This window comes from Streptomyces sp. NPDC002573, from assembly GCF_042889625.1.
Taxonomy (GTDB): domain Bacteria; phylum Actinomycetota; class Actinomycetes; order Streptomycetales; family Streptomycetaceae; genus Streptomyces; species Streptomyces gibsoniae.
The window spans coordinates 15,580-31,400 of the sequence record NZ_JBIARC010000060.1; the positions used below are offsets into that span (position 1 = coordinate 15,580).

Sequence of the window (15,821 nt, forward strand, 5' to 3'; positions counted from 1 at the left end):
CAGCTGGACCAGGCCGCGGTTCCGGCTCGCCCCTTTGTCGGAGGCCAGGGGCAGCGGTCGACCACGCCGTGTCACACGGGGAGACAACGTGACAGCTACACAACAATGCTCTTCAGAGCACAACACCCTTGCTGTTCGCATCCGGAAGCACGCAACCGTATTGCTACTAGCCGGCAGTCTGCTGGTCCTGGCCGGTTGCAGCGACAGTTCAACGAAGAGCGACCCCAGGGAGAAGGAGTCTCCGTCCGCCGCTGCGCCGTCGCCGACCAACTCTTCGGTGTCGGCAAGCGCAGACTCAGGGGCTCCGATCGAGGCCGTGTACCGGAAGTACTGGGACGAGAAGGTCAAGGCCTACGCCAAGGCGAGTGTGCTGGGTACGGATCTGAAGAAGTACGCCGTCGCCGAGGCCTACCTCCAAGCCGAGGCTGAAGTGAAGGCGCTGAAAGCCAAGGGGCTTGTGGCGACCGGCAAGCCGGTACTGGCCCCCAAGGTCGACTCCGTCGACACAAAGCGGAAAGTGCCGCTGGGTTCATTGACCGACTGCACCGACGTTTCGCGCTGGACGCTCGTCAAGAAGTCCAACGGGCAGGAGGTCAGCCTCCCCCAAGACCGACTGACGAAGTACGTCACCAAGGTCGTGGCGGAGAAGTGGTACGGCAGCTGGGTTATCGTCAGAGTCACGCCGGAGAACCAGACATGCTGAGTCGCCACACCCTCGTGACCGCCATGGCCTCCGCGTTACTCGTCGCAGGAGCCGCCTCCGCACATGCCAGCGACGACCCGGACATCAGCAAGGGCAACTGCGACCTGATGTCGTTCTGCGTGGGTGTGGGCACCAGCGCCAAGACCGGCGGGCGGAGCGGCAGGCAGACCGGCTCCGGGCAGAACACCCCCGGCGGCAACAGCAAGCCGCCTGACTGCAGCTCGCGCCCCCTGGACCCGCAGCCCCCTCCAGGCAGCGAGTACTACCAGGGCGGCAAGACCGTCTACGGGTGGGTGTGCTCCGTCGATGCAGGCAATGGACTCGTCGACATGGGCGTGGGCGCCGCCAATCAGGGCGTGAACACACCCGCCGTGCCCCCGCAGGTCGTAGCGCAGCAGGCCGTCGACAAGATGACGCTGCTCGGCCCGGACGTTGCCAGCCCGCGCGCGGCCGGGAAGTACACCGTGGGTGTCCCGATGTGGATGTGGGTCAACCAGAGCGCCACGACCTACGGACCGAACACCGCGTCGGCGACGGCGGGCGGGGTCACCGTCACCGCGACCGCGGAGGTGTCGAAGATCGTGTGGACGATGGGCGACGGTGCCTCCGTGACATGCACCGGCCCCGGCACCCCGTACACATCGTCCGAGGGCATGGCCCAGTCTCCGACCTGCGGACACGTGTACGCCAAGACCTCGGCCGGTGCCCAGAACAGCAAGTTCCCGGTGACCGCGACCTCAACGTGGACGATCAACTGGCAGGGCGGCGGACAAGCCGGCCAGCTCACCGAGGTCCGGCAGACCAACGCGCAGGTGGCGGTCGGCGAAGTACAGGTCGTCAGGTAACGCCGCCGGAAGGACAGAACGGTGAGCAAGACCCAAGTAGGCACAGCCCCGAACGGCGTCCCCCACCAGGGACGTATGGCCGGGCCCGTAGCCCCGCCCCGGGTGTCAGCTCGCAGGCGACGACCAGGCGTCATCGCCCTGTCGCTGGCGCTGATCGCCGCCGGTGGCGCAGGAGTTGCCGTCCTGCTGCTCCAGGTCGGCGACCGCACCGACGTGGTGACCGTGGTCCGCGACGTCCAGGTCGGCCAGGTCCTCACCGAGGGCGACCTGGGCAAGGCGTCCGTCGCCCTGGACCCGGCCGTCAAGGCGGTGCCCTCCGACGACCTGAAGTCGGTGGTGGGCAAGCGGGCCGCCGTGGAACTCAAGCCCGGCTCCCTGCTCGCGCCCTCGCAGGTGACGAAGGACAACCTGGTGAAGGCCGGCGAGCAGTTGGTGCCGATCGGCCTTGAGCCCAAGCAGATCCCGGCCACCGCTCTGGTGCCGGGCCAGAAGGTGCAGCTGGTACACGTCCCGGCTCAGGGAACGACGGACACCGGCAAGACGTCCGACGCGACCCCGCAGACCATCGACGGCCGGGTCGTGAAGGCGTCCGGCGCCGCCCCCGGTACAGGCATCGTGGTCGTCGACGTGGCCACCTCTGCCACCGACGGTCCCACGGCCGCCGCGTGGGAGGCGGCCGGCGCCCTGCGCCTGGTCCTCGCTGCTCCGGACGGTAGCTGATGGCGGTCATTGCCCTCGCGGGCTGCAGCGGCGCGCCCGGTGTGACCACGAGCGCGCTTGCTCTGCTGCTGTCGTGGCCGCTGGAGGCGGGTCGGCGGATGATCCTGGCCGAGTGCGACCCGGATGGCGGGGCCGTGCTGCACGGGCTGCTGCAGGGCACGCTCGGCGATCGGTACGGGCTGCGCAACCTCTCGGTCGCCGCCCGTAAAGGGGAGTTCAGCGAAGCCTTCTGGCGGCAGCTGATCGACCTGAGCAGTGAGGACGGCAAGCAGGAGTCACCGCGCGATCGGCTGCTGCTGCCCGGCATCACCGATCCCGCCCAGTCGGCGAGCCTCGGCCAGGTTTGGAAGGTCCTCGCGCGGATGTTCCGCGGTATCGAGGCCGAGAGCGGCCACGACGTCCTCATCGACCTCGGTCGCCGCGGCGCGTTCGGGCCCTGCGGGGTCCTGGCCGAGCAGGCCGACGCCACGTTCGTGGTGGTCCGCAACACCCTTCGCTGCCTGCAAGCGGCAGAGGGCCGGGTGCGCGCGCTGGAGGAGCGCGTCGGTGATGTCGGCGTGCTGATGATCGACGAGGGCCCGTATCCCGCGGGCGAGGTGCAGCGGGTTCTGCAGGTGCCGGTGATCGCCACGCTGCCGTACGCGCCGAAGGACGCCCGCGTGCTGTCCGACGGCGCCGAACAGCCACGCCACTTCACCAGGTCGCCGCTGATGAAGGCCGCCCGCACGGGCAGCACGCTGCTGGTGCAGCGGGCCGGCATGCGCCGGGCCCGGCTCGATCCGCGCGGTGCGCGCGCGGCAGGTGGGGAGGTGACCCGTGCACGCTAGGCCTTTGCACCCTGACCCTTCGGTGGCACCGGTGCCTCAGGAGTGGGGGCACCAGAGCAACGGAACGCCGGCAGTTGCTGGTGCTGCCTCGAGTACGCAGGTGCTCGGTGCGGCGGCTCCTCAGGTCACGGTCGATTACCGGGTGGCCCGGGACATTGCGTCGCAGGTCGCCAAGCAGCGTGAGGAACTGCTGAAGACCAAGCCCGACGTGGACCGGGCCGGCGAGGAGCAGCGCTGTCTGAACTGGATCGCCGAGGCCGTGGCGCTGTGGTCGGACGCGCAGGCGATGACGCCCCAGGAGGATGAGGCGCTGCGGCGTGCCGTGTACGACCTGCTCTTTCGGGCCGGGCGGCTGCAGCCGTACCTGGACGATGAGCGGGTCGAGGACATCATCATCCAGGGCCCGCACGAGGTGTGGCTCGACTACGGCGACGGCGAACGCCGCCGGGTCGGCCCCGTCGCGGACTCCGAGGAGGAGCTGCTGGAGTTGCTGCGGGAGTTGGCCCGGGGATCGGGGCACAGTGAGCGGACCATCTCGACCGCGAATCCCACCCTCGCCCTGTCCCTGCCGGACGGCTCTCGTCTGCAGGCCATTACCGGGCTCGGGCCGATGACGTATGCGGTCATCCGCCGCCACCGGGTCTCCCACGCGAATCTCGACGACCTCGTGCAGTTGGGCACGATCGACCCGATCCTGCGTGAGTTCCTCGGCGCCGCCGTGCGCGCCGAGAAGAACATCATGATCGCGGGGAAGCAGAAGGCCGGGAAGACGACCTTGATGCGGGCGATGCTCAAGGAGTTCGACCCGGAGTGCCGGTTCGCGACCATCCAGACCGAGGACGAGCTGTTCGCCCACCAAAACGGCTATCACAAGCAGGTCGTGTCCCTGGTGGGCCGCGAGTCCAACGGGGAGAAGGACGTCACCGGGCGCGGTGCCGGCGAGGTCACGCTGCTGGACCTGATGCATCCCGCCTTGCGGATGTCGCTGGAGCGGATCGTGGTCGGCGAGGTCCGCGGCCCCGAAGTCGTCGCCATGATGCAGGCGCTGACCAACGGCTCCGGCGGCAACTTGTGCACGATTCACGCGCGTCGCCCGGACATCGTCTTCGACCGGATCGCCGAGCTGTACGCGCTCGCCCAGGGCAACCTGTCCGAGCAGCTGGCCTACCGGCAGACGGCCAACGGTCTGGACTTCATCGTGTACGTCGACATGACGGACGAGACGCAGATCGGCGGCCGCCGGCACCGCTACGTCTCCCACGTGCTGGAGCTGACCGGGATCGGCGAGATGGGCCGGCCCGCCACCAATGAGGTCTTCTCCCCTGGCCGCGAGTGGGGGGAGCTGCGGGCGGTACCGCGGATGGACCCGGGCTGCATCGACGACCTGCGCCGCGTCGGCTTCGACTCAGGCCTGCTGCAGGAGTCGTACGGGGCCTGGCCGGCTCCGCTGCCGCTGAAGGTGAGGGTGGGCCGATGACACTGTTGTTCGGGCTGCTGTGCGGCATGGCCGTGATCGGTGGGCTGATCGGTGTCGTGGCGGGTGTCGTGGGCACGACTGCGCCGCGCCGGGCCCCGCTGCTCAAGCGCTGGCAGGCAGCCTGGCGCGGTGGGAAGAACCAGAGCGAGGACGCCCGGCTGCGGCGGCGGACCCTCCTGGTCGCGGCCGTCGTGGTGTTCGTGGCCGTGTGGCTGGTCTCGGGGAACTTCGTCGGGGGTGCGCTGATAGGCGCGGCCGTCATCGGCGTGCCCTGGCTGATCAGCCCGGCACAGATGGCGCAGGACCGCATCGGTCAGCTGGAGGCCTTGAGCGAGTGGACCCAGCGGCTGGCCGGTCTGCTGCGGCTGGGCATGGGCCTGGAACAGGCGATGATCACCAGCCGTCAAGGGGCGCCGGACGAGCTCGCCGGTCAGATCATCAACCTGTCCGACCGGCTGCGCCTGGGATGGCGGCCAGACGGAGCACTTCGTGCGTTCGCCGATGAACTCGACGATGTCACCGCGGACAAGGTGGTCGCCGCGCTCATCCTGTCGGTCAACGACCGCGGCCCGGGCCTGGCTCAGGCATTGGAGGATCTGTCGGGCACCGTCCGCGAGGAGGTCGCCAAGAAGCGCGCCATCGAGGCGGACCGCGCCAAGCCCCGCACCACCGTACGGTGGATGACCATCATCACCGTGGGCGTCGTGGTGGCGGGATTCTTCGTGCCGTCCTACACGAAGCCGTACTCCACACTGCTGGGACAGCTCGTACTCGCCTTTCTGACGGCCGGGTTCGTCGGCGTGCTCGCCCTGATGCGGCAGCTGGGCAATTTCCGCCGCATCCCGCGGTTCCTGGTCACCGACCCGACCAGCATTGTCCGGCTGCCTGCGCCCGTGCCGGAGCCGGACCTGTCGATCGCCGCCCGGGAACCGGAAGGGGCCGCCTGGTGAACCTGCTCCCCGTTGTTGTGACCGGCGGTACGGTCGGCGCAGGCGTCGCCCTGCTGATCCGGGAACTCCTGCAGCCGCAGCCCGCGTTGGGGCCGGCCCTGCAGCGCAGTACGCCGGCGTCCTTCACGATGCCCGAGCCGGAGCTGGACCGCGAGGAGGTGTGGGGCCGGTGGCTGCTGGCCCGCCTCGAACGGCTCCCGGGCGTGAAGGTGCCCACCACGAACCTGGCCCTCCTCGGGCAGGGGCCGGGCCAGTTCATGCTCAAGAAGACCGCGTTCGCCGCACTGGGTCTGCTCTGCCCGGTGATCGCGACGATTCCGTGGATCATCGCGGGCGTGAGCCTGCCGTTCTACGTGCCCGCCGGCGTCGGACTCCTCGTCGCAGCCCTGCTGTTCATCACCCCGGATCTCGCCGTGCGGGACCAGGCCAAGCGGGCACGGCAGGAGTTCGCACACGCCCTGTCCGCCTACCTCGACCTGGTCGCCCTCAAGCGCGCCGCCGACGCCGGCCCCGCCGAGGCCCTGGAAAAGGCCGCCGAAGTCGGCCAGGGCTGGCCCTTCCTCTACCTGCAGGGCGCACTGCGCCGGGCACGGCTGGAGAAGATCCCGCCCTATCAAGCGCTCACGGAACTCGCCCACGAGTACGACCTGCCCGTCCTGGACGACGTCGCCGACATCATGCGCGGCTCGGCTACCGACGGTGCCGCCGTCTACAAAGCGCTGCGGGCCCGCACCGCCGCCCTCAACGCCGAACTGCTCGCCGACCAGGCCGCCGAAGCGAACACGGCCAGCGAAAAGATGACCGCCCCGGGCGCCCTCCTGGCCGTCCTCGTGATGCTGCTGATGGCGTTCCCCGCCGTGATCCGCATGCTCACCGTCTAAAACGATCCCCACTCACCCAACTGTCGTGAGGAGCACAGACCATGAAGTCCACCACGGCCCGCACCTACCGCGTGGTGCACTGGCTGACCACCCGGGTGCAGGAGAGCCTGGAAGAAGCCGCCCGCCGGCCGGACCGCGGCGACATCAGCACGACCACCGTCATCATCTGGGTCGCTGCCGTCACCGGCGCCGTACTGATTGCCGGAACCATCGCCGTCGTCATCTCCAAGTACAACGGCAAGCTCGCCGGCCTGTGATGTCACCTCCGCAGCGGCTGAAGCACTGGTGGCAGGGGCGCAGGTGGCACGACGACCGCGGTGAGACGTCCATCCAGATGGCGATCGTCTTTCCGTTCGTGCTGCTCGCCACAGCGGCCGTCATCCAGGCCTCCATGTGGTACTACGCCCGGCAGATCGCCCTGACCGCTGCCCGCGAAGGCGTCACCGCCGCCCGCACGTACCAGGCCGGCCCGGCCGACGGCGCGGCCCAGGCACGCAGCGTTCTGGGGCGCACCGCGGGTGACAGCCTGCGCGGCTACAGCGTCGTGGCCGGCAGCGACGGACAGCGGGTGCGGGTCCAGGTCTCCGGCACGGCACTGTCGATGATCCCGGGTGTGCCGGGCCTTGAGGTCACGCAGTCGGCGTCCGGGCCAGTGGAGCGCTGGACGGTGGCCGGGGGGTGAACCGCATGCGCAGCGTGGCCCGGTGGGCTCGCACACTGCGAGGCGATGAGGGCAGTGCCGCGATCGAGGCGGCCGTCATCCTTCCCTCGCTGATCATGTTCATCTGCCTGGCCATCGCCGGCGGACGCATCGTCACTTCCGGAGCAAAGATCGACGCTGCGGCCGAGGACGCGGCCAGGGAAGCATCCATCCACCGCACAGCGGCCGCCGCACAGAGCGCCGCGCACACGGCAGCCGCCGAGTCCCTCAACGACCAGGGCATCAGGTGCGCGTCGACATCCGTGGACATCAGCACCGGCGGTCTCAGTGTGCCGGTGGGGCAGGTCGGCACGGCCACGGTGACCGTGACCTGCACCGTCAGTCTTTCCGACCTGCTGCTGCCGGGCGTGCCAGGAGCCAAGACCCTCACCTCGACGGCGACCTCGGTGGTGGACCAGTACCGGCAGCGGGGTGACTGATGATCCTGCATCGGATGCTTCGGGCACGCGGTGACGACCGGGGAGGCGTCACCGTGTTCGTCGCCGTGTGTGTGGTCGCGCTGATCGGCATCATCGGCCTCGCCATCGACGGCGGCAGCAAGATGCGTGCCACCGAACGCGCTGACTACATCGCCGGCGAGGCTGCCCGGGCAGGCGGACAGGCCATCGACCCGGCAAAGGCCATCAGCGGCCAGGCGATCGTCGCAGACCCACAGGACGCCCAGGCGTCCGCCCAGGCATATCTGCGCTCCGCAGGCGTCACCGGCACCGTCAGCGTCTCCGGCGACGGCAAGACACTCACCGTCACCGTCACCGGCTCGTATGCAACGAAGTTCCTGCCGGTGGTCGGGATCGGCTCCTTACCGGTGACCGGCCACGGCACGGCCACCCTCCTGCACGGCGTCACCGCACCCGAAGGAAGATGATGCGCACCACCCCCCGCTCCCCCGACGCGGCGGCCAGCCACACACTTGGCCGGGCCTTAAAAGCCTGCGTGAGCCTGCTCGTCCTGGCCGCCGCAGTCGTGGGACTGCCGCTGCTACTGGCCTGGGTGACTCCCGTCGTCTGGGACTTTGCCCACGACGACCTCGCGCACCTGCTGGACCGCCAGGACACCGGAGCGGCGTTCCTTGTGCTGCTCGTCGGCGTGGGCTGGATCGGGTGGGCGCAGTTCACGTTCTGCGCCGTACGCGAGCTGATCGCGCAGCTGCGCGGCCGTACCTGGCACGCACCCCGAGGGCTGGGCGCCTCACAGCGTGCCGCAGCGCTCCTGATCGGCAGCATCCTGGTCCTGCTGCCCACCAGCTCGGCCCTGGCCTCCGACGCCCAGGCCGCCCCTGCCAGCACGGCGGCCTACGCGCCAGGCCAGGCCCAGGCTCCGCAAGCCGCTGGCACCGGTCAGGTCCCGGCGGCCGCCGCGAGCACGCCCGAGGCCCCCACGTACACCGTGCGCGAGACACGGCCCGCGGAGAGCCTGTGGGGCATCGCCGAGAAGGAACTCGGGGACGGCGAGCGGTGGCGGGAGATCGCCGACCTGAACGAGGGCCGGACCATGGCCGATGGCACGGTCTTCCGCGCGAACAGTTTCCTGCAGCCTGGCTGGCAGCTCCAGATGCCCGAGACGGCCGCGGCCGCGGCGGGCGTCCGTACACAGATCGGTGACCGCGCACCGGCTGCCGACGACAAGGGCGGCCACGTCGCCACGGTCCACTCGGGCGACTCCCTGTCGAAGATCGCAGAGGAACAGCTCGGCGACGGCGACACATGGCCGCAGCTGTTCGAGGCCAGCCGGGGCAAGCCACAGCCCCACGGCCTGCCCGAGATCACCAACCCGGACATGATTTTCGCGGGGCAGCAGGTCACCGTGCCCAAGGCCCGACCCGACCAGCCGACCCAAGACCACGGCCGGGGCGGGGAGTCCAGTGGCCAGGAGACCACTCCCCCACCCACCCAGAATCCCGACGCCAAGCAGACCACGGGCGACAGCACAAGCAATGCACAGGCACCCGCGCCCAGCCGGACCACAACGCCTGCACCACAGTCCTCGGCCCCCCGCACACCGTCCACTCGCCCCGCCAAGCAACCCGGACAGGATCAGTCCCCTCCGCCGGCAGCAGCGTCCGCGACGCCCCAGCCCAGCGCCAGCGCCCACCCCCCTGCCGCCTCTCCACCGGCGGCGTCGTCCGGCTCTGCGCTCTCCTCCCCCACCACCCCGGCGCCCCAGACCCCGGCGACGGCACCGGCCGACAGCAGCCCGCTGAACCTGCGCACCGTGCTCGGCGCCGGCGCACTGCTGGCCGCCGCCATCACCGGCGCCCTCGCCCTGCGCAGGACACTGCAGCGCCGCCGCCGCAAGCCCGGAGAAAAGATCGCCATCGCCTCGGAGACCTCCGCAGCAGAGGCCCAGCTGGCGGCAGCCGCCGAACCCGGCGGCGCCGCCCGCCTCGACGCGGCACTGCGCACCCTGGCCCACCACATCGCCCAGCAGCACGAGGCCGACGCGGCCCTGCCACCGCTACGCGCCGCCCGGATCGGAAACCGTACGGTAGAGGTACTTCCCGAGGACCACTCCCAGGAACCAGCCGCTCCCTTCACCACCAGGCAAGGCGGCTGGTGGATCCTGCCCGCCGACGCCGCCCTCCTGGACCAGGAGACGGCACGCGAGATGCCGGCACCGTATCCGGGGCTGGTCACGATCGGCACCACCGACAGCGGTGACCTGCTGCTGCTCAACCTCACGCAACTGCCCGCGCTCCTCCTGGACGGCAACCCAGTCCACATCACCGAGGTATGCACCTCACTCGCCCTGGAACTCGGGATGAGCCCGTGGACCGCCGACGTCGAAATCGTGACCGTGGGATTCGGCGACGACCTGCCGCAACTGCTGCCCACCGCGCGGATCACCCACATGCGCCAGGCCACGCACGCGCTGCGCGACCTGGGCGAACGCCTGCTGGAAGCCCACCAGATGCCCAAAACCCAGCACCAGCCGTATCTGCTGCTGTGCGCGTCCTCACTGGACCCGGACACCGCATGGGAGTTCGCCGACGTCATCACCAAGGCCGACACGCTCCCCGTCACCCTGATCGCCCCGGCGAACACGGCGGCCGCGCACTTCCCCGACGCTGAGATCCTCAACGCCTCGCTCAGCGAACTCCAGCACCTCGACCACGCCGGCACCGACATCACGGTGCAGCGCCTGGAACACGCCGCCTACCTCCAGATCACCACCGCGTTGAAGCTGTCCGGCCAGCCGTCCCACCCGGCCGAGGAGCCCTGGCAGGCCGTCCCGGACGAACTCGACAGCATCCAGCAGCCCGAGCAGGCATCGCCAAAGGAGTCCACCGCGCCCGCCGCCGCGGCCTCGATCCCGTCGCCGGCAGCGGCAACGGATGTGAGCGGCAAGGTCTTCCCGGCCCTGCTCCCCGCCAGCACAGACCCCTCTGGGCTCCGCCTTCCCTCCCCCACCGCACCGTCGACCCGCCTCGACGACGAAACCGGCCCAGGCACCAAAGCAGCAGTGCCCTCAGCCCCGGCATCCCCGGCCGCTGCGAAGTCCACCGGCACAGCAGCGCCCACGGAAGACGACGACCCGGGAGCCGCCGTCGAGGAACCCACAGCGCCGGAGGCGGAAAAGTGCAACGCACACGACCCGCACGCCCCAGAGATCCGCGTCCTGGGACCGGTCGAGGTGACGGGCGTGGACAGCACCGGCCACGGCCCGCGGATGGCACAGCTCGCCGCCCTGCTGTACTTCCGGCCCGAGCGGAGCGCGGATGCCCTGTGCGCCGACATGGATCCCATCAGCCCGTGGTCGACGAGCACCCTCAACGCGCGGATGCAGGGCCTGCGCAGCTGTCTCGGCAGCGACCCCGCCGGCAACCTCTACGTACCGCGCCGCAAGACCGGCTCAGACCCCTACCGGCTCGCTGCTGGCGTGCGCTGCGACTGGACCCGCTTCCTCCAACTCGTCGAACACGCACTGCCACTGGGCCCCTCAGGCCTCGCCGACTTGGAGAAGGCGCTGACTCTGGTGCGCGGAAAGCCGTTCGGCGGCCGGCCGCTGCCCTGGGCCGAGCCCCACCAGCAAGAGATGACCACGCGGATCATCGACATCGCCCACACCGTGGCCACCTACCGCACCCCCCAAGGCCCCCACCACGACCTCACCGCCGCACGCCACGCCGTCACCACCGGACTCGACGCCGACGACACAGCAGAACTCCTCTACCGCGACTGGATGCGCATCGAACACACCGCCGGCAACCGCTCCGGACTACACACCGCCATCACCCGCGTCCAACACATCAACCAGGCGCTGGACTGCTCACTGGAGACGGAGACCGAGCAGCTCATCAACGAACTCCTCAACGGACCGCGTGAGGCGGTACGCCACACGCCGTAACGGACCAGCCTGCATGTGCTCGGCTTGCCAGCGGGAGGTGCCGCATCCGACAGGTCCAGGGCCACCGGCCCGGCGTGGAACTGATCAGCGGTGGCAGCCCCAGGAGACGGCGTCGACGGTGCCGCCGCGCTGGTTGCGCACCCGCCAGCGCGGACACTCCCCTCGCCTTGTGGCAACTCCCCCACCAGCCTGCCTCAAGCCATTCCGCCGCAGGACTCCCATCAGCGTCACTCATCGTGATCGTGAAGCTCAGGTTGAGAAATAGACATCACTCAAGAAGAACAACAGACTCCACCCATCCGTACTATCTCTGCACCGGGCCACGCAGCAGTCATCGCCACTGCCCCTCGGATCCCAGTCCGAGAACACAGGCGCTTGAGCGCGTGCGCCACAGGTGCTGCACGCCCGGTCAGGAAACCGAGAGAAAGGCCAACCCATGTCCGAGACCACGACAGCCGGCACTGAACTGACATCGCAGTACGCCGCACAAGTCACAGGCGACCTCGAACGCAACGCCAAAGAGCAGGAACGCATCAGTGCCGAGATCGCCGCGCTGCAGGAACAACTGACCGCACTGCAGCACGACCACTCCGTGCTGGTCAACGTGCAGCAGGTGCTCGGCACTGCGCCGGCACCGGTTCAGCCTCCAGCCGCTCCGGACAGCGCGGCGGTACCTGCTCCGCGCACGAAGGCCTCTGCCGAGTCCGCAACCGGCAAGCGGACGCGAGCGAAGAAGGCAGCCGGCACACAAGGCACCGCCACGACCAGCAAGAAGCCGACGGACAAGAACCCGACGGACAAGGCCGCAGCCGCGAAGACAGGCCGGCCCACGCTCGTCGAACTCGTCCGCAGCCACCTCACCGAGCAGAGCGAACCGCGCTCCGCGACCGAAGTCACCACCGCACTCGACAAGACCCATCCCGAGCGCGGCATCAAAACCACCGTGGTACGCACCACCCTCGAAGGACTCGTAGCCAAGAACCAGGCCAAGCGCACCAAGCAAGGCGCCTCCGTCTTCTACACCGCCCCCGACACCGCCGAGCAGACGAGCACACCTGCCAACGACGAGGCACAGTCCGCACAGGCCGAGTAAACCGCCCGGGCAGCACGCTGCCGCTACGGCGGCAGCCGGCCCGGCCCTTCTCCCGCAAGGGGGTCAACGTTCCAGGCGCCACGCCCACCGGCAGACGACAGCCACCCGCAGACGAAGCCAGACCCCACCGTTCACTGCTGGCATCGCTCCCCCATCAGCGGCCGGGCCGGGCGCCGGGAAGGCACCAGGCTTCCAACGCACAGCTCCGCGCGCCGAGAGCGCGCTGCGGTGGGGACCTGCCCGGTGGGGCGGCGTACTGAGCCTGGGTCTCGCGGGAGCGGTCGCCCGGGACACAACCGCCACACCACCGCTGAGCGGGATCCACTGGAACCGACCGCGACCCGCAACGGAGCAGGCACCGACTGCGGTGGCCGGGTCGGCGCCTGCCCGGGCTGGTCAGTTCAGGCCCAGCTTGGACAGGGCGGTGGTCCAGTCGGCGACGATGGCCTGCTGCGCGGCTGCGAGGGTGACCTTGCCGGAGCAGACGGCAGTGTGAAGTTTCGTCTCCACCGGGTCCTTCTTGTTGTTGATCCCGCCGCCCGGCTTGTGGCCCGGGTCGGCCGGCTCCACCCACAAGTTGCGGGCGTCGTTCGGGTCACCCCCAAGCTGCAGGGAAATCAGATGGTCGTACTCAGCGTCCCCGAGGCTGCCCTTGTAGCCGTACGAGGCGGCGTTCGCCCGCTTCTCCTTGCCGGTGATCGCCTCCGGCGGCCGGATGTTCTTGGTGTAGCCGCCCTTCCGGCAGATCGTCGCGGCCAGGTTCGCCTGCGTCACCGCCGGCGAGACCGCACCCGGAGTGCATGACAGGTCCTCGAGGGGCTCGCTCTTCTCGTACCGATAGTGGCAGCTGCCCGCGGGCGGCTGCTGCTGCACCGTGTACGTCGCCTGAGGCCCCGCCCCCACCGGAATCTTCACCGCTCCCGCAGGTACGGAGCTCCCCGTCGGCGCCTGCGCCGACGCTCCGCCCTTCCCCGAGGTGTCCAAGCCGGACTGCGAACCGGACGAACAGCCCGCCAGCAGCAGACAGGAGAGCAGCACCGGAGGCACCGCGCGACAGATGGAACCCATGACGACCCCTCATGAACGAGCGACAACTGGACACATGCTCCCACCACTCGGACGCCCTCCTACCGAACACCGTCGGGCGCACAGGTGCACGCCCGGCCACCCGAACACGCCCGCACCGCTGCGCGGCCACCCTGGACGCGTTCGAGGCACGCCAGCAGCCAGGAACTCGCTGCGATGTTCGTCGGGCCGCACGTGCCCGACGCTGAGGTAGGGCGCCAACCCATCCGAGTGACGTCATGCCGGAGTTGTCTGTCCCAGCCAGCGCTCTGCCGGAGGCGGCTGGGCATGGCCCGAGGCGGGCCACGTTCCGACCACCCGCCCGATCCGGTGTGCCAGGAGGCAAAGAGCGTGCCAGTACTCCGGCCTGCACCACAGAAATCACCAGCAGCAGCCCGTCCGTGTTCATGCACTGCAGGTCCGAGCTAGATACAAACAGCACACTCGGCCGCGCAGGCGATGAGTACGCGCGGTCCACGGTCCACGGCTTGCTCTCGCAATCGGCGCATCACTGGCAGCAAAGCCCCCTGTCGCTGCCACCGGCTAATCGAGCTGCGTACAGACGTTCGCCCGCAGGTATTTCGAGGCCACCCAGCCCGTAGTGCTCTCCTTCAACCCCGACGTCTTACGGGTGCCGAAATCACTACCGGAACCATAGGCAAGGGACACCCGAAACCAGCCGTCCCTGGACCTGTCGGCATACACCGGTTCGCCGCGACGCAGCAGGCCGAGCACGCCGTACCGCGCACCCGGCCCAGTCCGCAGCCTCACCCCATCCGCCGTCACCTCATAACCGCAGCGGCTGCAATCGGCCCGCACACCGGACGCAGAGACCGTCGAGGCGACTGCCGGAGCCGGACACGCGGCCCCTGCCACAACGGCGAATGCCACCATGACGGCTGCTGCGTAGTTCTTCTTTCGCATGCATGACTCAACCTGCCGCTCCCGACAGGCGGTACGGGCGAGAAGACCTGATCACCCGCTGGAGCAACGCCCCTGCGCCGGCATGCATCTCAGCTCCGGCGCCGGGAGCGGGAGCGCCGAGGGCCGTCGCCAATCCCGACCCCCGTATCCGCAACCCTGTCCGGCACGCAGGAAGCCAGTGATCCTGCCCTGGCGAGGGCATGAGGAAGGGACCTCCTGAACAGCTCGTGGGTGTCGAACCACGGAGCAGCAGGAGGTCCTGGTGCCGCAGCGGACAACCTCTCAAGCCCCCGGCGCCGCCTCTCGGCCTGTCAGGAAGCGATGACGTACGGCGGCATGACGTGCCGCCGGCGCCGGCCGCTGCCCTGTGCCCGTGGACCTCAGGGTCACGACCGTTACACTGCCCGCACTGGTCGAACTGATGATCCAAAGGTTGGGGCTGTGAATCTCAAGGCTAGGCGCGTTGCGTGCGCAGCGGCTCTCTCCCTGGGCATGATCCCGGTGTCGGCGTGCAGCAGTGGCAGCGGGACGGTCCAGGCACCGCAAAAGCCTTTGCCGACTGTCGCACGGCGGTTGGTGCAGCCGAGTTCCAACCTCACCGGCTCACAAGCGAGTTCCGCTTCGCCTTCGGTAGCGAGTGAGACACCGATGACGCAGAGCCAGCTCAAGGCTGCCGCGATAGCCGCGGCAGATGTTCCGGGCCTGCGAGCCGACACAGTGCATGACAGCACCGGGCTCATGACCCAAAGGCTCACAGCGAGTTCCGGAGGGCCCCTCTGCACGGAGTTCCTGAACGCTTCCAACGCGTACGCAGACTCCTACCACCCCTCTGCCGAGGTGACTCGGGCCTTCACTGCCAACACGACCGACGGAACGATGGGCATCAGGGTCTCGTTGGTCGGCCATGCCTCGTCGGCCGATGCGCAGCAGGTCATCAACGAGACTCGTAGTTCCGCCAAGGGATGCCCCCATCTCACAGATGGGACGCAGCGCATGAACTTGGCCCCCCTGCCACTGCCGGTCATGGGCGACGATTCCACCGTTACCCGTGTCGGTCTCATCTCCGGCAGGCGAAGCGACTGCGTGACCATTGGCCTGGTGGGCGTGGGCACTGTATCGCTCACCATCACAGTGACCGCATATGACGGATATCACCCCAACATGCTCCAAGAAGTGGCGAAAGCGTCCGTGAGCAAGCTCCAAAAAGCAGAACGCTAAGAGGCATCACGTAATACGAGGTGGGGCGTGTCCTACCTCGGGTTCGGCGTCGC

16 protein-coding genes are annotated in these 15,821 nt (G+C 69.3%); 14 read left to right on the top strand and 2 right to left on the bottom strand.

The genetic code is table 11. The features are described 5' to 3' along the window. Positions 1–316 precede the first annotated feature (316 nt). From ACFYX0_RS36550 to ACFYX0_RS36610, 13 genes are all read left to right on the top strand, one after another. Entirely contained in the window at positions 317–703 is a 387-nt protein-coding gene (locus ACFYX0_RS36550; protein ID WP_388977237.1) for a hypothetical protein, read from the top strand. After that, the gene (locus ACFYX0_RS36555) at positions 697–1,548 is read left to right on the top strand and encodes an ATP/GTP-binding protein (protein WP_388977240.1); all 852 of its coding nucleotides are present in this window, start codon (positions 697–699) and stop codon (positions 1,546–1,548) included. Before ACFYX0_RS36550 ends, ACFYX0_RS36555 begins: the two co-directional genes overlap by 7 nt. 75 nt (positions 1,549–1,623) lie before the next feature. Continuing rightward, positions 1,624–2,268, top strand: a complete 645-nt coding sequence (locus ACFYX0_RS36560; protein ID WP_388977308.1) for an SAF domain-containing protein — start codon at positions 1,624–1,626, stop codon at positions 2,266–2,268. Continuing rightward, positions 2,268–3,095: a hypothetical protein gene (locus ACFYX0_RS36565; protein ID WP_388977243.1), complete on the top strand. Its 828-nt coding sequence runs from the start codon at positions 2,268–2,270 to the stop codon at positions 3,093–3,095. The genes ACFYX0_RS36560 and ACFYX0_RS36565 overlap by 1 nt, the downstream gene beginning before the upstream one ends. A 100-nt stretch (positions 3,096–3,195) precedes the next feature. Continuing rightward, positions 3,196–4,572: a CpaF family protein gene (locus ACFYX0_RS36570; protein WP_388977246.1), complete on the top strand. Its 1,377-nt coding sequence runs from the start codon at positions 3,196–3,198 to the stop codon at positions 4,570–4,572. Next, complete coding sequence (locus tag ACFYX0_RS36575; protein ID WP_388977249.1) at positions 4,569–5,522, top strand: type II secretion system F family protein; 954 nt, start codon at positions 4,569–4,571, stop codon at positions 5,520–5,522. The genes ACFYX0_RS36570 and ACFYX0_RS36575 overlap by 4 nt, the downstream gene beginning before the upstream one ends. Then, positions 5,519–6,403: a type II secretion system F family protein gene (locus tag ACFYX0_RS36580; protein ID WP_388977252.1), complete on the top strand. Its 885-nt coding sequence runs from the start codon at positions 5,519–5,521 to the stop codon at positions 6,401–6,403. Before ACFYX0_RS36575 ends, ACFYX0_RS36580 begins: the two co-directional genes overlap by 4 nt. A 41-nt stretch (positions 6,404–6,444) precedes the next feature. Beyond that, positions 6,445–6,660 carry a hypothetical protein gene (locus ACFYX0_RS36585; protein WP_311699936.1) on the top strand — a complete coding sequence of 72 codons (216 nt, stop codon included), beginning with the start codon at positions 6,445–6,447 and terminating at the stop codon, positions 6,658–6,660. Next, a complete protein-coding gene (locus ACFYX0_RS36590; RefSeq protein WP_388977255.1) occupies positions 6,660–7,085 on the top strand; it encodes a TadE/TadG family type IV pilus assembly protein in 426 nt (141 codons plus the stop codon). The genes ACFYX0_RS36585 and ACFYX0_RS36590 overlap by 1 nt, the downstream gene beginning before the upstream one ends. A 5-nt stretch (positions 7,086–7,090) precedes the next feature. Further along, positions 7,091–7,543, top strand: coding sequence for a TadE family protein (locus ACFYX0_RS36595; protein WP_388977257.1), 453 nt, complete (start codon positions 7,091–7,093; stop codon positions 7,541–7,543). Positions 7,544–7,557: 14 nt separating this feature from the next. Further along, on the top strand, positions 7,558–7,989 hold the full coding sequence (locus ACFYX0_RS36600; protein WP_388977259.1) for a pilus assembly protein TadG-related protein: 432 nt from the start codon (positions 7,558–7,560) through the stop codon (positions 7,987–7,989). 68 nt (positions 7,990–8,057) lie between these two features. Then, entirely contained in the window at positions 8,058–11,468 is a 3,411-nt protein-coding gene (locus ACFYX0_RS36605; protein ID WP_388977262.1) for a LysM peptidoglycan-binding domain-containing protein, read from the top strand. Between the two features lie 436 nt (positions 11,469–11,904). Next, a complete protein-coding gene (locus tag ACFYX0_RS36610; protein WP_388977265.1) occupies positions 11,905–12,561 on the top strand; it encodes a hypothetical protein in 657 nt (218 codons plus the stop codon). Positions 12,562–12,957: 396 nt separating this feature from the next. Here the strand turns inward: ACFYX0_RS36610 and ACFYX0_RS36615 are convergent, their stop codons facing one another. Both ACFYX0_RS36615 and ACFYX0_RS36620 read right to left on the bottom strand, forming a co-directional pair. Continuing rightward, a complete protein-coding gene (locus ACFYX0_RS36615) occupies positions 12,958–13,629 on the bottom strand; it encodes a hypothetical protein (protein ID WP_388977268.1) in 672 nt (223 codons plus the stop codon). Between the two features lie 540 nt (positions 13,630–14,169). Beyond that, on the bottom strand, positions 14,170–14,550 hold the full coding sequence (locus tag ACFYX0_RS36620) for an SH3 domain-containing protein (protein WP_388977271.1): 381 nt from the start codon (positions 14,548–14,550) through the stop codon (positions 14,170–14,172). Positions 14,551–15,198: 648 nt separating this feature from the next. Here ACFYX0_RS36620 and ACFYX0_RS36625 point away from each other — a divergent pair. Beyond that, positions 15,199–15,768 (top strand): hypothetical protein, encoded by a 570-nt coding sequence (locus ACFYX0_RS36625; protein ID WP_388977274.1) that lies wholly within the window; start codon positions 15,199–15,201, stop codon positions 15,766–15,768. The last annotated feature ends 53 nt before the right edge of the window (positions 15,769–15,821 follow it).